This is a genomic window from Phormidium tenue FACHB-1050, from assembly GCF_014696925.1.
Taxonomy (GTDB): domain Bacteria; phylum Cyanobacteriota; class Cyanobacteriia; order Pseudanabaenales; family Pseudanabaenaceae; genus Pseudanabaena.
Genome location: NZ_JACJQY010000016.1, coordinates 32,411 through 56,011, shown reverse-complemented (window position 1 = coordinate 56,011; position 23,601 = coordinate 32,411). Strand labels below are relative to the sequence as shown.

Below are 23,601 nucleotides of genomic sequence, written 5' to 3'. Positions count from 1 at the left end.
ACTTTGTAATTTAGTCAATTTAAGGGTTTTCAGTTGTTTTGACTTAAAAGCCCTAAAATCTATATGGTTATCTTAAAAAATTCTCTTGTGGCATATATCCCCTTAACATCACAAAATTAGTTTTTAGCGTTTTTTTACAGTCTTGTCTTTTCTATTCTATAACAATCATAAGATTATTTTCTATAGCAATCATAAAGCGCGGGGTGTTCAACCCCAAGCCCAGAGATTTTTTGAAAGTGTTGCTTAGCGACACTTTCAAAAAATCTCTGGAGGTGTTTGATCCAAATTGCTATATAGCGTTTATCAGTTGAAGTATGGTTTTGTTTCCCCGCCTTCGGTGGGGAAACAAAACCATGTACCTCGTTTGCTTGAAAAGCGCTATAAGTCATTTATTCAGTTTTTGAGAGTAACGGTATGAGTCTATCTGACACGATCGCTGCCATTGCCACGGCAATTTCACCGCAGCAGGGGAGTGTGGGCATTGTGAGATTGTCTGGAGAGCAGGCAATGGCGATCGCGCAACAGCTTTTCCATGCAGGCGGGAAACAAGTTTGGGAAAGTCATCGTATTCTTTATGGCTACGTGAAGCATCCAGTCTCGAAAACTATTGTCGATGAGAGCCTATTGTTATTGATGAAAGCGCCTCGTTCTTTTACCCGCGAAGATGTCGTAGAGTTTCATTGTCATGGGGGAATTATGGCAGTGCAGCAGGTGTTAAATCTTTGTTTAGAGCAGGGTGCAAGACTAGCAGAAGCAGGGGAATTTAGTTTAAGGGCTTTTCTCAATGGTCGAATTGATCTTACGCAAGCTGAAAGTATTAATGATCTCGTTGGTGCTAAATCAGCACAAGCAGCCCAATCGGCGATCGCTTCTCTTCGTGGCAAGCTAGCACAATCTTTAAAATATTTGCGTGGTAAATGCTTAAATGTCTTAACTGAAATCGAAGCGCGGATTGATTTTGAAGATGATTTGCCACCCCTTGATGTGGAATGGGTCAAAGCAGAAGTTAAGACGGTTTCTCAAGAATCGCAACAAATTTTAGCCACAGCCGATCGCGGGGAACTATTGCGAACGGGTTTAAAAGTGGCGATTGTCGGTCGTCCTAATGTCGGTAAATCGAGTTTATTAAATGCATGGAGCCGTAGCGATCGGGCGATCGTTACGGATTTGCCAGGGACAACTCGCGATGTCGTTGATTCGCAATTGGTGGTGGGTGGTATTCCCATTCAAGTTCTCGATACCGCAGGGATTAGGGAAACCGAGGATGTAGTGGAAAAGATCGGTGTGGAGCGATCGCGCCAAGCTGCTCAGTCAGCGGATTTAGTATTGATGGTAATTGATGCAAGTGTGGGCTGGATTGAGAAGGATTCGGAAATCTATGAAACTGTACGCGATCGCCCTGTAATTTTGGTGATGAATAAGATTGATCTTGCCCTCACCCCCAGCCCCTCTCCCATAGGGAGAGGGGAGCAAGATTATATCTTTACTCCCCCTCTCCTGCGGGAGAGGGGGCTGGGGGGTGAGGGTATTCCCATTGTCAAAACTGCGGCTTCTCAACAACAGGGAATCGAGGATCTCGAAGCGGCGATTTTAAAATGTATCCACCAAGATGCGATCGCTGCGGCAAATATAGAGGTTGCCATTAATCAGCGTCAGAAAGCTTGTTTGTTAAGGGTGGTGCAATCCTTAGCTAATGTGCAAATTGCGATCGCCGATCAGTTACCGCTTGATTTCTGGACAATTGATTTACGAGATGCCATTAGTGCTATCGGTGAGATTACAGGCGAAGAGGTTACGGAATCAGTTCTAGATCAAATCTTCAGTAGATTTTGCATTGGCAAATAAACAACCTACAGCGCTTTGCGCTCAAAACCAAACCAAGAAATTTTTTGAAAATATTGCAAAGCAACATTTTCAAAAAATTTCTTATGGTTCGTTTGATCTAGAGTAGAGATGGGTAGCGCGAAACGCTACCCATTCTATAAATGTTAAAACTATGCTAATTCGATTATTTCAAAAACAAGACAGCGACCAGATCGCCAAGTTGTTTCATGACACTATCCGCGAGGTAAATATTCGCGACTATTCGCCTGCACAGGTACAGGCTTGGGCTCCAGATGATTTATATTTCACCAATTGGACAGAAGACTGCACTAGCAACTTTACCTATGTTGCGGAAGAAGAAGGCGAAATCATTGGTTTTGCTCAACTCGAAACTAATGGTCATATTGATTGTTTCTTTTGCCATAAGGACTATCAGCGCTGCGGTGTAGGAACGCGGTTATATCAAGCGATCGAGGCAAAAGCTCTAGAATTAAAAATAGAACGTTTATTTGTAGAAGTAAGTATTACGGCGAGAGCCTTTTTTAAAAGTCGGGGATTTTCTGTAGTTACAGAACAGCAGGTAACTTGTCGTGGTGAAAAGCTGACCAATTTTGTTATGGAAAAGTCGCTTGCTAAGTATTTAGAGAAGCCCGAACCTTTTGTTGTCGCTACGTTTTATCATTTTGCTGATCTTGCTGATTATGTATCCATGCGTCCTGTGATTACAGATTTTTGTAATAGTCATGAACTAAAAGGGGTGATTTTATTAGCACAGGAAGGAATTAACTCCACGATTGCGGGTAGTCGAGAGGGAATCGATGCGCTCTTAAGCTACTTACGATCTGACTCACGTTTGCAAGGGCTAGAGCATAAAGAAAGCTATTGTGATGTCATGCCCTATAACAAGCTCAGGGTAAGACTTAAAAAAGAACTTGTAAAGTTTGGAGTTTCTGATATTGATCCTAGCAAAGAAGTGGGAACCTATGTAAATCCTCAAGATTGGAACCAATTAATTAGCGATCCTGATGTATTGGTTATTGATACGCGCAATATTTATGAGGTGGAGTTTGGTACTTTTAAAGGAGCAATTGATCCCAATTTAGATTTCTTCCATGAGTTTCCTAAGTATGTCGAGGAGAATTTGAGCGATCGCAAGCAGCAAAAAATCGCCATGTTCTGCACAGGTGGTATCCGTTGCGAAAAGGCTAGTGCCTATATGTTGGCTCAAGGCTTTGATGAGGTCTACCATCTCAAGGGTGGCATTCTCAAATATCTAGCAGAAATTCCTCCCGAAGAAAGTCTTTGGGAAGGCGAATGTTTTGTCTTTGACGATCGCATTACCACGAATGGTTCTGCGATTCAAAACCCAAAAGAATAGATTCGGCGCAAAGCGCTGACTCTATTTATCCCGTCTCAAAGGGCTACAGCGTAAGTCCTAACATTAAAAAGAATCAATGGTGCGGCGCGAAGCACCGCACCATTGATTCTTCGGTTGGAAGGCAGTATTTGATTCATCCAATTTAAAAATACCTATGAATATAGATAAATCTCAACCTTGGTTACAAAAAGAACTATTACAACATATTCAACTATTGCTGTATAGCTTTCACTATTGGACTGGCAAACCTTTAATGCCAGTGACCGATCGCCAAACACCAGAAGAAATTGCTAATTTATTATTTAATGCAAATTTTGTAGTTGTTTCCCATGGCACTCAAGCCGATCCAATTCTCAACTACGGCAATCAAAAAGCATTAGAACTATGGAAAATGGATTGGCAGACTTTCACTTCAACGCCATCAAGATATACGGCTGAGCCAATGGAACGTAGCGAAAGAGAACAACTATTAGCGCAGGCAAAATCTCAAGGATATATCAGTGATTATCGCGGGATTCGGATTGCAAGTACAGGCGATCGCTTTTATATCAATCAAGCAATTATCTGGAACGTAGTGGACAAAAACGACAAATTGTGGGGACAAGCAGCAACTTTTTCTAACTGGGAAGCGATCGCCTAATACCAAAATACAAAATAGTCGTATATTGCGGGCGCGACGCACCCGCAATATACAGGATCATACGAGTTGTACTACAGCTACATCGTCTAATAGGTTCTGCTTCGTTAACAAGTCTTGCACTGTAATTCGCAATGTTCGCTTTTGATCTACTTGAAAGAGGACTTTAATGCGATCGCTACCCGTTTGACCAAGCGGATCGAGTTGAGCGATCGCTTTGCTATTTTCATTAAGGATCTGCACAGCAACTTGTTTGCCATCTAAAACACGGGTTACCAGCCTCTCATCTTCAAAATATACTTCCACATTGGTTTCACCTAACTCACCAATGACTAGCTCAATGCTAGGCTGATCGGCAATAGACGCGCCGAGTGTAAGTTCTACTGGCTTTTCTAGGGGATAGATTGCACCAGATTTAACAATGGTATGCCAGTTATGTTTTTTGTATCTTTTATCCCAATAGCGCACACCATAGCTGTGATAGAGAAAGTCCTGCAATTCCCAGCCTTGGGAAACTGCTCCATGAGCGATCGCCTCAAAGGGTTTATTGGCTTTTACTTTTTCCGATGGGAAATGTTTTAATGCCCATTCTTTCACCGCAGGAATTTGGGATGTGCCACCGACAAGAAGAACTGCATCAACCTTGTCTAGGTCAATATTTTGGCGTGTTGCTTGTTGACGAATACGATCAAGAGCTTGATCGAGATTAGCAAAAAATTTCTGTTGTTCAAGGATTTGATTTAACTGCGATCGCGTCAAAGTCAATTCATAAGATTCAAAGGTTTGATCATTAAAATAAACTTCCGTTACTGATTCGCTGCTCGAAAGAGAGATTTTAATGCGTTCAGCCAAGCGCGTTACGATAGAGTTTTTGGGTAATCCTAGCTCTTTATGGAAATAATCAACAATCCAGTTATCGATATCAATCCCGCCGAGATTTTGACCTGTTTTCGCGAAAACCTTTGCTGTTTGTGAACTTTGATTATTGGATGTAGATGTATTTTTGATCGTGCGATCGCCCCATTTCAGTAAAAAGCCTAGAGGTGATTTAGGTTGATTGACCGCAGATTGAGATTGTCCTGATGATAATTTCACTAAGGATAAATCTAAAGTTCCACCACCAAAATCCACCACTAACAGAGTTTCACCACCACCATTAAGCCCATAACCCAAAGCTGCCGCCGTTGGTTCATCAAGGATGCGGACTTGATCAACGGTTAACTTCTCGCAAACTTTGCCTAACCAGTTTCGATAGGACTCAAAGCTATCGACAGGAACGGTAAAAATCAGTGAGTCAGCATCAGGCAAGCAAGCAATAATTCTCTTTAAGAACCATTCTCCCACTAGTTCAAATTCTATTTCGCGCCCATCAATTTCTGGCACAAACATCGACACGTTAGAACCAATCGCTCGTTTAAAAGCTTTAAAAAATCGCGGCTCACCTTTGATGCTTTTGTTGTCTAAACCGCGATCGCTCACTTCCTGCCCAATTAGTACCTGCTCTTTGATAGCATCCTGTACATATACAAAACTAGGAATTAATGGTGGATTGTCAGCAATAAAACTACTATAAGCATCTAACTTGACAGTTTCAATCTCTCCATTCTCATTAATTCTCGCAACAACAGTATTACTCGTTCCAAAATCAATCGCATATTCCATAATCTTAGTTCCTCAACTCATTGTAGTAACTGAATTAATTACCACGATGGCAAAATAATTATTATCAAACTGAGGCAGTTTTCGATAAGCTCTTGCCATAGAGAATTGCCCCAAATCCAGTCATATACATAAACAGACTATAAATAGCCGCAGGAATTGCCATATCTTGATTGCCCAACATTCCTGCTGTAATCGCGATCGCTAAAGTTCCATTTTGAATACCAACTTCGATCGCTACACAAATTTGCTGCGGTGGACTAAGCTTTAGCAATTTACTGATCACAAAACCTGCTGTCATTGAGAATATATTCAGCAAAACCACCCCTGCTCCAGCTTGCAAAATAAACTCAGGTAAGCGACTCCACTCACGAATAACTAGAATCAGAATAATTAAAGCAAGAAAGCCGATCGCTAGGCGACTAGTAACCTTTTCTAAACTACGGGCAAGCTCAGGAAACTTATACTGTATATACATTCCTATCGCAGTGGGAATAATTGTAATTAAAAAGATCTGTCCCATTGTCGTTCCAATTGGCAAGGCGATCGCAGCACTCTGTCCGAGAAAATGATTTAGAGCCAGATTTGCAAGTATCGGAATCGTAAATATGGTGATAATGCTACTGAATACCGTCAGTGTCACCGACAGTGCGACATCTCCACATGCGAGGTAAGTAATCATGTTTGATGACACACCACCAGGAGAAATAGCAATGATCATCAGTCCCACTGCGATCGCTGGTGGCATTGGCACAATTTTGGTAATTACAAAGCCGATGATTGGTAACAGAATGATTTGACTAAATAATCCCACTGCCACAGCCTTAGGATATTTGGTGATCCGTTGGAAATCCTCAAACTTTAGCGATAGCCCCATCCCCAGCATGATTAAGGCTAAAGCAATGGGTAAGATTAAAGTTGTAAAAATACTTTCTTGCATCTTTTGTTGTGAAATGGGTATTGTGTTTAGGGTAATAAAGTGCGGCACGAAGCGCCGCACTTTATTATTTAGGAGCTAATTCGCATACTAATATCGAGCCAATGCGATCGCGTCACCATTGCCGAAGTGGAAATATAATCTACGCCTAGCTCTGCAACCTGAGTGATCGTATCGAGGGTAATATTGCCCGAAGCTTCGGTTTTAGATTGGGGGCTATGCTGACGAATTAAAGCGATCGCCTCACTCATCATCGACAATGGCATATTGTCCAGCATAATCACATCCAAATTTAGCTGCATTGCTTCTTTGACTTGATTAATTGACTCAGTTTCCACTTCAATCGATGTTGTAAAGGGAATGTTTTCTCGCACACGTTGCACTGCTTCGGTGATACCTCCCGCCGCCGCAATGTGATTATCCTTGAGCATCACCGCATCATCTAAGCCATAGCGATGATTGATCGCCCCACCGATAAATGTGGCATATTTTTCTAATAATCTCATCCCAGGAATAGTTTTACGAGTATCGACTAGACGAGCTTTCGTACCAGAAATTGCCTTGACATATTCCGCAGTCACACTAGCAATTCCCGATAATCGCATGACTAGATTTAGCGCAACCCGTTCACCCATGAGCAATGTAGCGAGACTACCATTAATTTCTGCAATCAAGTCTCCAGATTTTACGGGCTTCCCATCCTGCGCGATCGCCACAAAATTTACTGATTGATCCAACAATTGAAATACTCTGGCGGCAACTGGTAAACCCGCAGTTACTCCATCTGCTTTCGCAATCCATACTGCTTTGCCAAGGGGAGCATAACCATTTGGGAATAACCCACTGGTACTGCGATCGCCTCGTCCAATATCTTCACGTAACCAGTTTTCAAGAATCGGATCTAAAACAATAAAAGGAGGGAGCATTATCTAGGTATTTGTTAAATGATTGAGAAAAGGTTTCTAAACTGTAGGGGCAATTCATGAATTGCCCCTACAGTTTAGGAATTCATGAATTGCCCCTACAGTTGTGATTTAGTCATGAAGCCAAGCTTCAGTGGCAATTCCTAACTTGCTGGCAGTATCAATTAATTGATGTAGCTCCAAATTAGAAATGCTTTCACAAAGATTTACCTCAATGTGAATTGGTTGCTTCTGGACAGATTCCAAATCGAGAATCTGTCTCGCAAGTACACATTTAGGGGCAATCCATGATGATAGATAGTTGAGAAAGGCCTCTTGAGAGAGATTGAGATTTAGCTTGAGATTTAGGCGATCGCTAATCGCTAAAGACTGCTCAATCTGATTGAGATAGTTAAAGAGCGACTTTTCGTCAATTTCCTGAAGTTGAGAAAGTTGCTGGATTTGTCTCAAAATATAATTTTCAAGAATTTTGGCATCTTCCTCATGGGTAAACTTACAACCTAGATTGATTGCCTCGATCGCCACTGCATCTAATCCAACGTTCGGAAGTGATGCACCTGTTTCTAAGCGCTTGAGTTCCTCTGTGAGACGGTTATTTAAGACAATATCCGCAGCAACTTGCAGTTCACGCGGCACTGGCAAATCATCTCGACGGAAGGAGATCAGAATTCCATAATTATCGCGATAAACTTGCTCGTATAGTTGATCGAGTCTAGTTAACGTCTCGTCAGCAAGCATACGCAAAATCCGATGACGTTCCTCGGCAAAGAGATGATGCAAATTAAACTGCTCACCACTAAAGTTACTAGCCATCGCCAGAATTACCGCTGCCGTATTCGCTTGTTTGAGAACCTTAAACAAGGTTGCCTTGATCTCCTCATATTCGCGCCTTCCTGTAAAGGGTTGGATACAGCAATGGAAGTCATCACCACCGAGGTGCAGCACTGCAAAAATATAATTTACAGATTCTTGGGTAATTCCTGAAACTAGTTGAATTTGCCCGATCGCTAAGGACATGGAGCCAATTCGTTGCAGTTGATAATCCTGCTGTTGGATCTGGTAGCAATAAATTTGTTGCGATCGCGCATAATTGCCAAAAGTTGAACTCAGGGCATATTGAGCCGCCACTTGAGCGAGGGTAATTCGATTAGTCGCCACTTGATGCCGAAATACACCTTCGCCATCTTTAAATTCAGGCAGATTACTGGGGGCTTTTGCCATGCGATGAATAAATTCATCCTCAAGCAAGACCCCTGCAACATCTGCGGCTAGTTCGATCGCCCTAGCGGCATAGCGTAAAATCTGCACAGTTTCAGGACGTGATAATTCTTCAAAGAACCAACCGCAACTGGTAAACATGAGTAAGGCATGGCGTTGCATTTCTAACAGTCGCAAAGCGTCTATCTTCTGGGCAGATGTCGATACCTTATTGCCACATTGTTCTTCAAAAAACTTCTCTAAAACGGGTGAATGTTCTTCCAGTCCATCGCGTAATGAATATTTCAGCACATCAATATAGCGATCGCGGGCTTCCCAAGGATCATTAAAATATTTGCGCCCGATATCCACATATACGGCTGCCATGCGATCACGCAACCAGTTGAGACTATCCCTGAGTGGTCGCCGCCATAGTAGTTGATAGTTAGTGCCTTCACCGCCACAGGCACAACCGCCTTGCCAGCGATCGACACCGTGGGCGCAACTCCAAGCAGTTACGGATTTTAGTTCTGCTTCCCACTGTGGCGGAAATAGACTTAAATAATGCGCGTAATTAGTAACATTCCAACCTCGTCTGGGAAATTCTTCGACGAAGGCATAGGAAAGAGTTTTTTCTGTAAAGTGTTTATGATGTCCAAAGGTTTCCCCATCGGTTGCCACAGAAACAAGCTGATGCGGACGGTGATCCCCACGCACTGCTTGACTGAGACGCTTAGCAAAATTATGAGAACTTCCTAGAAGATCCCCAAATCCCATATCGCGAGAAATGGGACCATCATAGAAAAATACATCGATATAAGCATCCGTATCCGCAGGTAAATGGAACTGCCCCAGTTCCGACACATTACTGCTACTGGAATTATGGCGACGTAAATAGCAACGATAGGGACGGTTGGGATCAATTTGCGCTCCACCCACCTCTTCCCATGCAGGATTGGGATTGTCTTTTGTGGGCATGGGACGACAACGCTGAGCCTGTGATGGCGCAAGAATAATAAACTTGATCCCTTCTAAAACCAGAGCTTCTAGGGTTTCATAGTCAACGGCTGTCTCGGCAAGCCACATCCCTTCAGTTTCGCGCCCGAACCTTGCCTTGAAATCTTCCTTGCCCCACCGAATCTGCGTCAATTTGTCACGCCAATTTGCCAAGGGCATGATGATGTGGTTATAGACTTGGGCGATCGCATTACCATGACCATTAAGGCGATCGGCACTGCGTTTATCGGCATCTAAAATGGCTTGATAGGTATCGCGATCGTGAAATTCCATCCATGAGAGCAATGTTGGTCCCATGTTGAAACTCATGTACTCATAGTTATTGACAATCTTCACGATCTTGCCATCATAACGCTCGATCCGTGAGAAGGCATTGGGTCGATAACATTCATGATGAATCCGCGCATTCCAGTCATGGAAAGGAGCTGCGCTTTCTTGCCGCTCGATCGCATTCAGGTAAGGATTTTCACGCGGAGGCTGATAAAAGTGACCGTGGATCGTAATATAAATTCCCGAATCGGTCGGAATCTGGACATTAGGCGAAGAAACAGAAACAGCAACAGTCACGCAAATCTTCCCTTAAAGCAAACGACATTTACTACATCTTGGCAGATTTTCTCGGTGGTTCGCAAGGGATTATAGAAAAGTTTTAGAAGTTAAATCTAAAGGTGCAGCACCGCAGCACCTTTAGATTTAATTACTCATGTTATGCGAAAAATCTATAAGACCCTCACCCCTAGCCCCTCTCCCGCAGGAGAGGGGAACAAGAATTAATAGATATTTCTCCCCTTCTCCTGCGGGAGAAGGGGCTGGGGGATGAGGGCAGATCTTTTTTCTGCGTAAGGTGAGTTAATCAACCGTTTTGACGATAAGTTTGTATGCACCTTTGCCTGTGCGATCAAAAGCATTGACAATCGTGCGGTAGGTTCCTGTAATTGGCAATTCAAGCGTCATTGATGCATTCTTACGGCTCGGTAAACCGTTGTTTTCTTGCAATACCCTGCTGTCGGGTGAGAATAAGACTAAATAGGGATGAAAATCGGAACTGACAAGTTCAATTTGGACTACTTGCCCTGCTCGACCATTAAAACTAAAAGCATCAAACCGACTGCCATCTCTAGCAAAAACTCGACTCTGCGTTCCCAGAACTCCATTTTTTTGCAAGATGATCCGCCGATCGCTTGGTTCAATTGAGGATTGAGAAGTAAAGTTATTGCTTACCCTACCTGCGATCATCCCCGCGATCGTAAAGGAGCCTGTTTGTCCTACTTCATAGGAGTTGGCATAGAGAGTATATTTACCCGTAGTTGGTAAAGTAACGGCAAGACGAGCATTTTTACCACCACCGCCATCATCATCTTCAGCAACTTTACGCCCCGCAGCATCAAATAGGACTAGATAGGGATCGATCGCATTAGCACGCATCTCAATCACTACGGATTGTCCTGCTTGACCTTGAAATTGATAGGCTTTGAAATAGCTGCCATCGGGTAAGGTTCTGTCTGAAGCCGTCAAAACCGCAGAGATTACATTGCCATCTAGAGTAAGGACATTGGTAGCCGCGATCGCAGGCGTAGGATTATTGGCGATCGCTCCTTGGCGAACTGCGGCAATAAATTGCTTAACCGTATCAGCTTCGATCGCTAAACCAATGCCACTATTAGCGGAACTCGTTGTAAAAATCGCTGTATTTACACCCACCAGTTCGGCACGGCTATTTAGCAAAGGTCCCCCTGAATTTCCGGGATTTAGAGCAGCATCGGTTTGTAATAATTTGCGATCGCTGTCAATGCGACTAATGATCCCTGTCGTCAAAGTCCCCGCAAATCGCCCGAAGGGATTGCCGATCGCAAAAGCCCTTTGCCCCACTTGAATGCCACTGGAAGATGCAATCTGAATTGTCGGTAGATTTGTGGTTACGCCATCCAGTCTGATCACCGCCAGATCAGGATTGCGACTACTAGCAATCACTACCCCGCGAAATTGACGCTTATCACTGAGGATTACATTTACTGTAGTTGCACCACGTACCACATGGGCATTAGTTAAAACTAAACCTTTGGGATCAATGATTGAGCCACTGCCATTACCACTCCGTGACTGAATTGAGACGACGGCAGGGCTAGCTTGTTTATAGACACGAATATTTGTATCTTCGTCTTGGGCTTGTACAGGTGACGGTGCGATCAAAGGAACAGTAGCGATCGTACTGATACCACCGCATAGTATTAGGCTAGTTGCCAAAAATTTAATTAATCCTTTTTTCACAAAACTATCCTCAGTCACGATCATCAGCTAGTTTTTTGTGGCGCGGCTTTGCCGCGCCACAAAAAACTAATTCTTTAATTTTACCGTAAGCAAATAAACCAAGAACTTGAACGCAGGGCTACTGCATAAGTTCTGTCAATATTAGAAGTATTTTGGTTCCCGAATGTTGCTTTAATTCGTACTTATAAGTAAATGGGCATAATTAATTACAAACCCAAACCCATAAAGTTGCGCCCCTGCGGGGCGCAACTTTATGGGTTTGGGTAATTTACTTTGCTCATTTACTTATAGCTGTCGCCATTCCTAAGCATAGGGAGAGCGATTAATTAAAACCCAGTAAAAACCTAGTTGTTCGACAGCTTTGTTAAATTGCTCAAAATCTACGGGTTTCACAATATAACTATTTACACCGAGTTTATAGCTTTCCAGTACATCGCTATCTTGCGCCGAGGAAGTTAGTACTACGACAGGAATCATTTGCGTGCGCGGATCGGATTTAAGTTGTTGTAAAACTTCTAATCCACTGACTTTGGGAAGCTTTAAATCCAGCAAAATCATTTTAGGGTAATCAGTGATTGTGCGATGAGCATAGTCACCTCGGCAGAAAATAAAATCTAGTGCTTCTGCACCATCTTTTAATAGATGTATTTCATTGCTAATCCGTCCCCGACGTAAAGCTCGAATTGCTAATTCCGCATCAGCAGGATTGTCTTCAACTAACAAGATAAAAACTTTTTGATCAGCAAACTGCTCATAAAACTGCTCGTGAAGTTGTTCTGTCATTGATTAGTACATTAATCGGGAATTGTGAAATAAAAGGTTGCCCCTTGATTAATAGCTGCTTCAGCCCAGATCCGACCACCATGTCTTTGAATGATCCGTTGCACGATCGCTAGTCCGATGCCAGTGCCTTCAAACTCATTATCGAGGTGCATCCGATGAAACACTCCAAATAATTTACTGGCATATTGCATATCAAACCCAGCTCCATTATCTCGAATAAAGTACACTATTTCCGAATTTATGACCATAAAACCGATCTCAATGTAAGCTTGCTCAGTTTTGCTAGTGTATTTGATGGCATTACTCAGGAGATTGATCCAGACTTGTGTAAATAGAGACAGATCGCCTTGATGAGGCGGTAAATCCGCGATCGCAAATTCAACCTCACGATTGCCCCAACTAGGACGTAGATCATTGAGCAGATGATTGACGAGATCTTTGGGAAAAATAGTTTGCTTGGATATTTCTTTACGATTGAGGCGTGCAAGATTAAGTAGATCGTCAATTAGACTTCCCATGCGCTGGGCATTGTCACGCACAATCTTGAGATAACGATGGGCTTCACGATCAAAAATCTGACCATAATCCTCTTGCAACATTCTCGAAAACCCATCGATCGCTCTAAGCGGAGTGCGTAAATCATGGGAAACCGAATAGGAAAAAGACTCTAATTCCTGATTTGCCATTTCTAATTGTTTCGTCCGTTGGACTACTCGTTCTTCGAGATCCGCATTGAGTTGACGTACCTTTGTTTCCGATAGTAGTAGGTTTTCGATGAGGCGATCGCGCTCTTGTTCAACCTGATGTCGTTCTTGAATCTCCATTTCTAACTCTTCATTAGTTTGCTGAAGAGCTTTAGTACGTTCTTGCACCCGCTCTTCTAAGAGTTCATTTGCTTGACGGATTTCACTAAACTTTTGCTGCAAACTCTTAGACATTATCTGAAAATTATTGACTAACAATGACAACTCGGTAATATAGCTACGAATCCATGGGATGGGTTCTTTTTCTAGCAATTTATCAGGTAAGTTAGTCGTAACTTCGGCTAACTGCATCAAAGGTTTAACTACCTGATGACTGACCAAGGCTGCAAAAAAAAGCCCTATTCCAGATATTAGTAACATCAAAGCCATATTTTGGATATGTACTTGTTCAATCTGCCGTACAAGGGGCGTTGCGGCAATTTGAATGATCAACGTCCATGGAATATCAGCACGAATCATCACCTCTTTAACAAAGACAGAGTTTTGCCATTGCACCATCACGAGACGACTGCCACTATTCGGCAACCAGTGATAAGATTGGCGACCTAAATCTTTAACATCGCCATTTTCGCGCCAATCAAATTTTTGAGTGCCAATTAATTGGGGATGAGTACTAGCTGCGATCGTTTTGTGTTGATCGACAATGGAGATATTTAAGGATTCTTCTCCGACATTCAACTCTAGAAGTCGCGTAATCCCTTGTAAATCAATCTCATTAAAAATTGCGCCTATAAGACTACCATCTTGCAATATGGGTATTCCCAATAGAACTATAGGATGGGGTAAATGCTGAGCATCTATCTTAGTCAGTACAGGGGAAAGAAATGGTTGTGGCGATCGCTGCAATTTCTGAAAATAAGCCGCTTGATCAAAACTAAGTTCTGATTTGATTTCCGTATTGTCCAAATCTAAAACGGTTTTGCCATTAATATCTAAAACATGGACATGGCGAAAATCAGGAAAAGCCCCACTAATAAATTTAACACTTTGCTGAAATGAGATACTCTGCACATCGCTAACTTTAGCCAATTCAGCAAGTTGACTGACAGCCACAAGGCGGCGATCGTACCAAACTCGCACCTCTACCGTGAGATAACGAGAAGCATCATTCAAATCTAAACTTACTGCATTTTTTATATCGTCAACGACTTGATGGCTAGCTAGTACGATCAAAACCAGAGTTGGAGCTGAGACAAAAGCAAGTAAAAGATTAAATAATGTCTGAGCCAATGAGAGGCTATTGAGAGCATGTGGACGTTTTACCCAACGATAAATTGGAAAATGTGTTAGTAAGAGGCTTGAGACTAAGGCGTTAAAAATGGCATTAACAGGCTGCTTAATCAAAATAATCAGCGCTTGAGTCTGATCAACCCGCAACAAAATTGCATAAAAGAACCAGACTAGAGGCATTCCTAGCACTAGCCAAAACAAGGCATCAATCAGAACAATATTATTTTGGTTATTTGGCTTTTGGCGATGATTTTGTTGCCGATGAAATATCCCTCCTACAAATAGAGCTTCGAGAGTAAATGTAATCACAGTATAAGGATGCTTCCAGATCACATAGGTACATAGCCCTGCAATAAATCCTGCAAAAGTTCCCCATCTTGTACCGTACAAACAAACAACAATCAAAACGGCGATCGAACCGAATATAAAGTCAATATCAAAAAATAATGTCCATCGGTAATAGTTACCGACAAATCCCATTGTTAGCAGCAGAACTAAACCCACAAGCTGACTATGTGATCGCACTTTTGACCCTAATACTTTGGTGAAGCCCATTACTTAAGCCATTGAATATAGTGTCCTAAACCAAATAACGAAACAAAATTAACTAAACAACTGTTTTGTGTGGGCAGTGAAGCAGCCCCTAGATCACGCCAATTCAATAATGAAATGCAATATCAGAGAAATTTTTGGAAGAGGTGCGGAGGGACGCTTCCAAAAATTTCTCTGGGGTTTAACTAATCGCAAAGCGCTGTACTTAGGACTGGACTTTAGACAAATTTGAATCTCTAAAAGGATTAAAGGATTACAACAAAAGGATAGCATTTTGAACATTTCAAATTTAAGCGATCGCAATTTATACCAATTCCCGAAAGTGTGGCTACACTTTCGGGAATTAAAAACCAAACCCAGTAAGGGTTTTAAAATCACAAAATGGCTACGCCATTTTGTGATTTGGTATTATAGCTGCCGTCGATTGTGTCAGGACAAAATCAAAAAGATGAATGGCGGCGCGAAGCACCGCCATTCATCTTTTTAATTCAAAGCAATAAAAGAAAAGCACCCCGTCGGGGTGCTTTTCTTTATTCTCGTTCCGCCAGTCTCGCTTGTAGCAATGGCACATAGTTAGTGTACACATGCCCCAATCTAAATTCCTCATCATCTAAAACCTTCTGATGAAAAGGAATCGTCGTTGGTACACCTGTAATCGCACATTCGCGTAACGCTCGCTTCATCCGTAAAATCGCCGCATTGCGATCGCTACCCCAGACAATCAACTTCGCAATCAGCGAATCGTAATAGGGTGGAATCACATAATCCGTATAAACATGGGAATCCATGCGAACACCAGGTCCCCCAGGCGGTAAATAGCCACTGATCTTGCCGGGATTGGGACGGAAATTATGATCGGGATCTTCAGCATTGATCCGACATTCGATCGCATGACCGCGAATCTCAATGTCCTTTTGTTGAAATCTCAACTTCTCGCCTTGAGCAACTCGTAACTGCTCAGCAATCAAGTCAATACCTGTGATCATCTCGGTGACAGGATGCTCAACTTGGATGCGAGTATTCATCTCCATGAAGTAAAACTTGCCGTATTTATCCAGCAAAAATTCAACTGTCCCCACACCGAGATAGTTAATTGCTTTAGCAGCCTTTACCGCCGCATCCCCCATTCTTTCGCGTAATTTCGGATTGACCGCACTGCTGGGCGCTTCTTCTAATAATTTTTGGTGACGACGTTGGATCGAGCAGTCTCTTTCACCCAAATGCACCACATGACCATGCATATCTGCCAAGATCTGCACCTCAATGTGGCGTGGCTCCTCAATCACTTTCTCCATATAGACCCCACCATTGCCAAAAGCCGCCTCAGCCTCACCTTGAGCCGCACGTAACAGACGCAGTAAGTCATCAGGATTTGTAACTAGACGCATCCCCCGACCGCCGCCGCCTGCGGTTGCCTTGATCATTACGGGATAGCCAATCTCATGGGCAATTTTAATCGCCTGCTCTTCCGACTCAATTAAGCCTTCACTACCAGGAATAGTTGGTACACCTGCCTTTTGCATCGTCTTTTTGGCGGTGGACTTGTCACCCATTGAGCGGATCGAGTGGGGGCTTGGCCCCACGAACATCAAGTTATGATCGGCACAAATTTCGGCAAATCTAGCATTTTCTGAGAGAAAACCATAGCCAGGATGGATGGCAGTAGCATTATGGGTAAGCGCTGCCGAAATAATATTGGGAATATTTAGATAGCTTTTGCTGCTAGGGGAATCGCCAATGCAGACAGCTTCATGGGCTAGTTGTACATGCAAAGAATTGCGATCGACATCAGAATAAACAGCAACTGTCGGAATTCCGAGTTCTTCGCAAGTCCGAATAATTCGGAGGGCAATTTCACCTCGATTGGCAATCAGGAGTTTGGCGATTGGAGCCATGTTTCAGAACGGTAATTGGTGTTTGGTGTTTGGTAATCGGTGATTGGTTGCTCTGTTTTGGTAGGTTGCAAATCCCGATTGAGCTTGCAGTCATTGATTTACGCTTTTGTTAGTAGACGATGACTTAGAGCTTTTGAATTTTAACTTTTTTTGGGTAGCTATGTTGATTAAGTTTGTGATTATGTTTGTTTGACCAGCGTATTGGGTCATTCTGTAAATTCCACCTGCACAAATTTTAGCTCTCTCAGATTTGATTAACTCGTGAATCAAATCTGAGAGAGCTATTTTTCTGTATGTAAGTGGTTGCATCTAAATCCCAATTTCCTCACATGGCAACTTAAATTGTTAAAGCAGCAACATCTTTACGAGAATTATTGCTGTGAGTTTGGGTAAAAGAAGTGATGCGAGCAGCAATAGGTTGCATTGGTCGAGGCTCTGATGGTAATCCTGGAGCATAGGACTCTAGGACATGTCCACTGCGAGTACACATTACCAATAGATAGTCACAGTCTTCGCATTGGGTTTTAACTTGGGCAAGATATGAGAGGTGGTGACGTTCAGCGATCGCACCGCAATTGGGGCAGCGTATAGATTCAATCATTTTGGTTAAGTCCTTAAAATATAGGTAGATTTAAAATAAGTATCAATAAAATTTTGAGATAAATGAATAATTGAGAAATATAACAGGCTTAGAATCAGTACATTATATTTCTCAATTATTCAGCGTTTGTAATGGGTTCATCACAAGAAAGGCTTGATTTTATTTGAAGTTAAAATTTAATTTGGCTTGTTAAAAGTATTTCTAAGGGAATAGTTAGAAATATTTAAATAAATTTGAGGATTTAGATTTAAAAAAGTAAGTGTGAGTTAAACTTTTATAATCAATTTCAAACTTGCTTTGATTATAAGCATAAAAAATGGGGATCATTGCCAGATAAGCGATCCCCGCTTTAAAAACAACAAGAACTAATTACTAGACCTTGCTTGGCTGTAAGGGATTGATTGATGATTAAAAAATAATTAAAGATCAATTATCAATACATAATCCTTATAAATCTTTACAAGATTCTCTAGGTTAAATAAATATAAATATATTTAAAGTAGTCTCAATATCTTTAAATATATCTTCACAATATAGACGTTTTATTTAATTTAAATCTAGGGGCAATTCATGAATTGACCCTAGATATATAGGTTTAGTGAGTTCTCCAAAATTGAATTACTGGGCTTTGCGCTAAATAAACGTGAGTTCGATATAGCCATTTGCGGCGTGCTTCGCACGCCGCAAATGGCGAAAAATGGTAAGAATCGCTTAGCGATTCTTACCATTTTTCGCTTTCGTCGAACTGACGTTAAATAATCGAGTAGCGGCGCTTCTCACCGCCACTCGATTATTGGGTTTTATTTTGGCGACAGCTATACAACTACCGCATCGTCATAAATTCTTCGGCTGCCGTGGGGTGCATTGCCATAGTGTTATCAAGATCTTTTTTACATCCCCCCATAGTTACGACTAACGACATGCCTTGAATGATCTCGGCAGCATCTTTACCTACCATTTGTAACCCCAAAACCCGCTCTTCTTCACCAACAACGATTAGTTTCATCATCGTTTTGGTGTCTCCTCCCGCAAGGCTATAAAACATGGGGCGAAATTTGGTTTTATAAACTTTGATCCGATCGCCATATAATTCCCGTGCTTTTTCTTCAGATAAGCCAACGGTAGCGGCTTCGGGTTGTGAGAATACGGCAGAAGGAATGTTGTTATGACTGATAAATCTGGGCGTATGTCCGTAAACTGTTTCGGCAAAGGCGCGACCTTCAGCGATCGCCACGGGTGTTAAGTTGACGCGATTAGTACAGTCGCCGATCGCATAGATATGGGGTTGATTGGTGCTGCTATCTTCTTTGACAGCGATTGCCCCCTTCACAACTTCGATATTCGCTTTGTCTAAGCTTAAAGGTGAAAGATTTGGTTGACGACCTGTTGCGGCTAGAACTGTATCAGCATTGATTTGCTGCAAGTTCCCATCACCATCCTTAAATGAAATCGTGAGTTCACTTTCATCTTTAGAAGCGTTTTTAGAAATAGTTAGAGAATCACTGTTAATGCAAGTATGAAATTTAATCCCATGATTGACCATACTTTCTTGGACATTGATGCGGACATCATGATCAAAACCACGTAAGACATAGCGATCGCGAATTATTTGGGTGACATCGGCTCCCAACCCACGCATAATTCCTGCAAATTCCGTACCGATGTACCCTCCACCAATCACCGCAAAGCGCTGTGGAAATTTGGGCATTAAAAACATTTCCTTGGAGGTGATGGCATGTTCCATACCTGCTAAGTCTGGTTTAGAAGCTTCACCACCAACAGCGATCAGGATGCGTTCGGCAGTGAATTGGCGATCTCCTACAGCCACCGTATGCGCGTCCACAAATTTGGCAAATCCTGAAATTAGCTCGACATTACTTTTTTCTAAGAAGCTTATATGTAGTTTATTTAAGCGTGATACTTCGGATTGAATAGCATCACGGAGCTTATTCCAGTCCAGCTTACCTGCGGGAATTTCCCAGCCATAGCCAGATGCTTCTTGAGAGAAATGCGAAAAATGTGATGCATATACCATTAGCTTTTTAGGTACACATCCCCTAATTACACAAGTCCCCCCTACTAAATCCCCTTCCGCGATCGCTACTTTTGCGCCAAGTGCCGCAGCCCGTTTTGAGGCTGCGAGTCCACCGCTACCTGCCCCAATCACAAATAGGTCGTAATCAAAATTTGTCATAAATTTTTCTTGTCTTTTTTGTAAGTATAGATCCCCCCCAGCCCCCCTTAAAAAGGGGGGAGAATTAAATTCTTCCCCCTTTTTAAGGGGGATTGAGGGGGATCTCTTAGGATTTTTGATTGCAGAAACTAATTCTTGAATAATTTCTTACGTGCCAATTAAATTTAATAGTTCTTCCTCTGAAAGACATTGCACGCCTAAAGATTGAGCTTTTTCTAACTTTGAGCCAGCTTCTGCACCAACGACAAGATAATGCGTTTTTTTGCTAACAGAATCAGTGACCTTGCCACCTGCGGATTGAATTAGAGCTTTGGCTTCATCGCGTTTCAGTGTGGGCAATGTACCTGTGACCACAAAAGTTTTACCTGCAATATTAGGATTTATTGCGATCGCCTGATCGTCTTTCTTCTCGCCGACAAACTGTAAACCTGCTGATTGCAGACGCTGGATCAAGTTCTGATTTGTCTCTTGGCGAAACCATTCATAAATGGATTGGGCAATTTCTTCACCTATACCAAAAATAGAAGCGATCGCTTCGGGAGTAGATCTAGCTAATAGTTCGATGTTAGGAAAATTATCGGCAATATTTTGAGCGTTAACGCTGCCCACATGTCTGATCCCTAGTCCGTATAGCACTCGCGCCCAAGGTCTGGTTTTAGATTGGGCGATCGCGGCAACGATCTTATCAGCAGACTTTTGCCCCATACGATCAAGGGTTTGTAAGCGATCGCTAGTCAGTTCGTAAAGATCAGCAACGGAAGTTATATGATTTTCGGTTACTAGTTGCCTGACTAATTTTTCACCGATGCCATTAATGTCTAGTGCATCACGGCTGACCCAATGCTCAATCGCACCGCGTACGATCGCAGGACATTGGAGATTAATGCAACGGGTCGCCGCTTCATTCTCTGGTTTGAAAACGGGTTGACTGCATTCAGGGCAATGGGTAGGCATCACAAAACGAGTTGCCCCATTGGGACGAAGTTCAGGCATTACGCGCACCACTTCAGGAATAATCTCTCCCGCTTTCCTTACGATCGCGGTATCGCCAACATGCAAATCCAGTTCGGCGAGGCGATCGCTATTGTGCAGAGTTGCCCGTGAAACAGTTGTCCCAGCTAGTAATACGGGACGTAATTCGGCGACGGGTGTGAGAGTACCTGTGCGCCCCACTTGGACGGTAACTGATTCAATAATGGTGGGCATTTCTTCGGCGGGATACTTCCATGCGATCGCCCAACGTGGAGTTTTTTGTGTAAAGCCAAGTTGTTCCTGTTGAGAGAACGCATTCAGTTTCATCACCATGCCATCGGTCATATAGGGAAGTTTGTGCCGCTCCGTTGCCCAAAAATCATAATAGTCTTGTAATTCCTGAATCGATTTGCAGAGTCGTTTATTCGGATTTACGCGAAAGCCTATGGTTTGTAAAAATTCGAGTGCTTGCCATTGAGAGGAAATATCAGGTAGATTTTGCGAAATTCCCTCACCCCCAGCCCCTCTCCCAGAGGGCGAGGGGAGATGGATTGTATAAGCGAAGAAATCAAGGCGGCGTTTGGCAACAATGCGGGAATCAAGTTGGCGTAATGTACCTGCGGCAGCATTGCGAGGATTCGCGAATAGAGCTTCTCCCTGTTGCGATCGCTCTAGGTTAATCTCATCAAAAACGGCGATCGGCAAAAATGCTTCTCCACGAATTTCTAAGCGATCGGGGGGATTCTCTAAATTTAACCGTAAGGGAATGGAACGGATCGTTTTAATATTTGGGGTGATATCTTCACCTGATGTGCCATCACCTCTGGTTGCCCCACGTACTAAGATCCCATGTTCATAGGTTAAGGCGATCGCTGATCCATCAATTTTTAGTTCACAAACACTATCTAAAAAATTATTAGACTGTCGAGAAGAGCCACTTACTTCCTCTGCATTACTAGCTAATCCCTTTTGACAGCGTTCTTGCCATGCTTCCACATCATTGGTAGTAAAAGCATTCTCTAAACTATAAAGAGGAATATGATGTTGAACTGAAATAAATTGTGTTGTTGGTTTTTCGCCTACACGCTGGGTGGGGCTGTCAAGCGTAATTAGTTCTGGATATTGAGATTCAAGGTTTTGTAACTCGTGATAGAGTGCATCATAAACTGAGTCCTCCATATTTGGAGCGTCGAGGACATAGTATTCATAACTAGCGCGTTGTAGGAGTTTGCGTAGTTCTAATAATCTTGCTTGAACTTCAAGATTGGGAGAGATTTCAGTCACAATATTGCTGTATTACAAAACTTGATCTGTTTAATTATAGCCGCCAACATCTAAATAATGAAATGCGGCGCGAAGCGCCGCATTTCATTATTTAGATGGATTTTGAATTGCGCCCATGAAGATGATTGTGCCAGTTTGCCGATCGCTAATTGCGAAGAAAAATGGGCGATCGACGATCATCTTAAATGGAGGCTCTTCATTGGGGATGGCTGAGGTTGCACGCATCTCGACTGAAGTAACAGCCGCCGCTTCTGTGCCTTCTTCGTTAACTTCAACAAAGGTTTTATGTTTAACATCACTGATAAAAGCTTTAACGGCTGTCAGATCACGAAAATCTGCCTTGTCGGGATTGAATGCGATCGCCATACCCATGTTTTGTAAAGCATTTTTGAGACTAGTCTCATATTCCATTTTAAAGCGTGGCAATTGAATCAAGCCTTCTCTGCGAATAAATTTTGTTGACCATTCTTGCCAATTTTTTGCTGTCAGTTGTTTCTGAAACTCTACGAGATTCGATTTAGATTTTGGTAAGAACACCTCCATACTGAAGCGCCCAGAACCGTAGGGAAGACTAATCGCTTGAAAAGTTGGTGCATCGTAGTAGCGATACTCGCCAGATCGCGACATGGCAGGATGTTGAATCTTTTTCCCATCGCTTAGAGTAAAAGGCTGGGGTTTAGTAAGTGCTTTCTCAAAGGGAGCTTCCCATTTACCTTTGAAGTAAACGGCATTAATCAAAAAGAGTAAACTATCGGGAGCGATGCGATCAACGATTTTCTCAATTTTTTCCTTGGTATTTTGCTTTACCCAAGTATTAATTGTATTTACAGAATTAGGCTCGTCAAAATTAAGATTAGTAATTTCGGCTTGATAGAACTCCTTGACCTTATTCAAAAAAGTAGCTTCCAAAGCAATATCCTTTCTTGCCCAAAGCGAGTTCGCAATATTTAACTCAACATTGGTATCGCCATTGGTTAGTAATTGTTGAATATTTCGGTTGAAGTCATTGACCTCATCGATTTTGATACCCTCTAGTTCTAAAGCCTTGGCGATCGCCTGTTGAGTTTCTCCACTTGCACCGTTATAGGTCATCGATAGGGCGATCGCCACACTCACAGGAGAGATAAATATATTTTTATTAGTGTCTTGGTTCGTAATGCGATCAAATAGATTAAAGCCGAAACTGCTATTTGCTTTAACTAAGCGCTCATCAAGTTTCACTTTGCGATTAGCACGATCATTGATAGTTGGTTTTGGAGAGGTCGCGACAGTGGGGGCTGGGCTGACTGTGCTAATTAGTGAAACTTGAGGATTAGAATTGTTTGGCGCTGCACATCCCATTAGGGCTAAAGCTAAAAGGCTGATAATTGTGGCAAGATAACAAGTTTTCATAATACTGATTTCTAAACCTCAAGATTTCTACTTTTTTAGCTTAGGACATAATTTGCGATCGCCTATCGTCGTTACATTTTCTGTAACTTATAGG

15 protein-coding genes are annotated in these 23,601 nt (G+C 42.5%); 3 read left to right on the top strand and 12 right to left on the bottom strand.

Annotation, left to right across the window (positions count from 1 at the left end; translation table 11 throughout):
- Positions 1-414: 414 nt before the first annotated feature.
- From mnmE to H6G05_RS11700, 3 genes are all read left to right on the top strand, one after another.
- Positions 415-1,845 (top strand): tRNA uridine-5-carboxymethylaminomethyl(34) synthesis GTPase MnmE, encoded by a 1,431-nt coding sequence (gene mnmE / locus H6G05_RS11710; protein ID WP_190578352.1) that lies wholly within the window; start codon positions 415-417, stop codon positions 1,843-1,845.
- A 151-nt stretch (positions 1,846-1,996) separates the two neighbouring features.
- Positions 1,997-3,202, top strand: coding sequence for an oxygen-dependent tRNA uridine(34) hydroxylase TrhO (trhO, locus tag H6G05_RS11705; protein ID WP_190578351.1), 1,206 nt, complete (start codon positions 1,997-1,999; stop codon positions 3,200-3,202).
- Between the two features lie 154 nt (positions 3,203-3,356).
- A complete protein-coding gene (locus tag H6G05_RS11700) occupies positions 3,357-3,842 on the top strand; it encodes an MEKHLA domain-containing protein (protein ID WP_190578350.1) in 486 nt (161 codons plus the stop codon).
- 57 nt (positions 3,843-3,899) lie between these two features.
- Here H6G05_RS11700 and H6G05_RS11695 read toward each other — a convergent pair whose 3' ends face one another.
- The 12 genes from H6G05_RS11695 to H6G05_RS11640 form a co-directional block, all read right to left on the bottom strand.
- A complete protein-coding gene (locus H6G05_RS11695; RefSeq protein ID WP_190578349.1) occupies positions 3,900-5,501 on the bottom strand; it encodes an Hsp70 family protein in 1,602 nt (533 codons plus the stop codon).
- A gap of 64 nt (positions 5,502-5,565) precedes the next feature.
- Positions 5,566-6,438 carry a bile acid:sodium symporter family protein gene (locus tag H6G05_RS11690; protein ID WP_190578348.1) on the bottom strand — a complete coding sequence of 291 codons (873 nt, stop codon included), beginning with the start codon at positions 6,436-6,438 and terminating at the stop codon, positions 5,566-5,568.
- A gap of 68 nt (positions 6,439-6,506) precedes the next feature.
- Positions 6,507-7,361 carry a carboxylating nicotinate-nucleotide diphosphorylase gene (nadC, locus tag H6G05_RS11685; RefSeq protein ID WP_190578347.1) on the bottom strand — a complete coding sequence of 285 codons (855 nt, stop codon included), beginning with the start codon at positions 7,359-7,361 and terminating at the stop codon, positions 6,507-6,509.
- 108 nt (positions 7,362-7,469) lie between these two features.
- The gene (locus H6G05_RS11680; RefSeq protein WP_190578346.1) at positions 7,470-10,139 is read right to left on the bottom strand and encodes a DUF3536 domain-containing protein; all 2,670 of its coding nucleotides are present in this window, start codon (positions 10,137-10,139) and stop codon (positions 7,470-7,472) included.
- Between the two features lie 282 nt (positions 10,140-10,421).
- The gene (locus H6G05_RS11675; protein ID WP_190578345.1) at positions 10,422-11,864 is read right to left on the bottom strand and encodes a trypsin-like peptidase domain-containing protein; all 1,443 of its coding nucleotides are present in this window, start codon (positions 11,862-11,864) and stop codon (positions 10,422-10,424) included.
- Positions 11,865-12,143: 279 nt separating this feature from the next.
- Entirely contained in the window at positions 12,144-12,623 is a 480-nt protein-coding gene (locus H6G05_RS11670; RefSeq protein WP_190578344.1) for a response regulator, read from the bottom strand.
- Between the two features lie 11 nt (positions 12,624-12,634).
- Entirely contained in the window at positions 12,635-15,172 is a 2,538-nt protein-coding gene (locus H6G05_RS11665; protein WP_190578343.1) for an ATP-binding protein, read from the bottom strand.
- Positions 15,173-15,699: 527 nt separating this feature from the next.
- Positions 15,700-17,064: an acetyl-CoA carboxylase biotin carboxylase subunit gene (gene accC, locus H6G05_RS11660; protein ID WP_094528436.1), complete on the bottom strand. Its 1,365-nt coding sequence runs from the start codon at positions 17,062-17,064 to the stop codon at positions 15,700-15,702.
- A 337-nt stretch (positions 17,065-17,401) separates the two neighbouring features.
- Positions 17,402-17,665, bottom strand: a complete 264-nt coding sequence (locus H6G05_RS25170; protein WP_190578342.1) for a hypothetical protein — start codon at positions 17,663-17,665, stop codon at positions 17,402-17,404.
- A gap of 823 nt (positions 17,666-18,488) precedes the next feature.
- Positions 18,489-19,859 carry a glutathione-disulfide reductase gene (gorA, locus tag H6G05_RS11650; protein WP_190578341.1) on the bottom strand — a complete coding sequence of 457 codons (1,371 nt, stop codon included), beginning with the start codon at positions 19,857-19,859 and terminating at the stop codon, positions 18,489-18,491.
- 147 nt (positions 19,860-20,006) lie between these two features.
- On the bottom strand, positions 20,007-22,115 hold the full coding sequence (ligA, locus tag H6G05_RS11645; protein WP_190578340.1) for an NAD-dependent DNA ligase LigA: 2,109 nt from the start codon (positions 22,113-22,115) through the stop codon (positions 20,007-20,009).
- Positions 22,116-22,202: 87 nt separating this feature from the next.
- On the bottom strand, positions 22,203-23,507 hold the full coding sequence (locus H6G05_RS11640) for a serpin family protein (protein ID WP_190578339.1): 1,305 nt from the start codon (positions 23,505-23,507) through the stop codon (positions 22,203-22,205).
- Between the last annotated feature and the right edge of the window lie 94 nt (positions 23,508-23,601).

Excerpts from the sequence above, each read along its gene's own strand:
- trhO (WP_190578351.1), top strand. The coding sequence starts at position 1,997 with ATGCTAATTCGATTATTTCAAAAACAAGACAGCGACCAGATCGCCAAG.
- H6G05_RS11690 (WP_190578348.1), bottom strand. The coding sequence starts at position 6,438 with ATGCAAGAAAGTATTTTTACAACTTTAATCTTACCCATTGCTTTAGCC.
- H6G05_RS11700 (WP_190578350.1), top strand. The coding sequence starts at position 3,357 with ATGAATATAGATAAATCTCAACCTTGGTTACAAAAAGAACTATTACAA.
- mnmE (WP_190578352.1), top strand. The coding sequence starts at position 415 with ATGAGTCTATCTGACACGATCGCTGCCATTGCCACGGCAATTTCACCG.
- H6G05_RS11665 (WP_190578343.1), bottom strand. The coding sequence starts at position 15,172 with ATGGGCTTCACCAAAGTATTAGGGTCAAAAGTGCGATCACATAGTCAG.
- H6G05_RS11670 (WP_190578344.1), bottom strand. The coding sequence starts at position 12,623 with ATGACAGAACAACTTCACGAGCAGTTTTATGAGCAGTTTGCTGATCAA.
- H6G05_RS11675 (WP_190578345.1), bottom strand. The coding sequence starts at position 11,864 with ATGATCGTGACTGAGGATAGTTTTGTGAAAAAAGGATTAATTAAATTT.
- nadC (WP_190578347.1), bottom strand. The coding sequence starts at position 7,361 with ATGCTCCCTCCTTTTATTGTTTTAGATCCGATTCTTGAAAACTGGTTA.
- accC (WP_094528436.1), bottom strand. The coding sequence starts at position 17,064 with ATGGCTCCAATCGCCAAACTCCTGATTGCCAATCGAGGTGAAATTGCC.
- gorA (WP_190578341.1), bottom strand. The coding sequence starts at position 19,859 with ATGACAAATTTTGATTACGACCTATTTGTGATTGGGGCAGGTAGCGGT.
- H6G05_RS25170 (WP_190578342.1), bottom strand. The coding sequence starts at position 17,665 with ATGATTGAATCTATACGCTGCCCCAATTGCGGTGCGATCGCTGAACGT.
- H6G05_RS11695 (WP_190578349.1), bottom strand. The coding sequence starts at position 5,501 with ATGGAATATGCGATTGATTTTGGAACGAGTAATACTGTTGTTGCGAGA.
- H6G05_RS11640 (WP_190578339.1), bottom strand. The coding sequence starts at position 23,507 with ATGAAAACTTGTTATCTTGCCACAATTATCAGCCTTTTAGCTTTAGCC.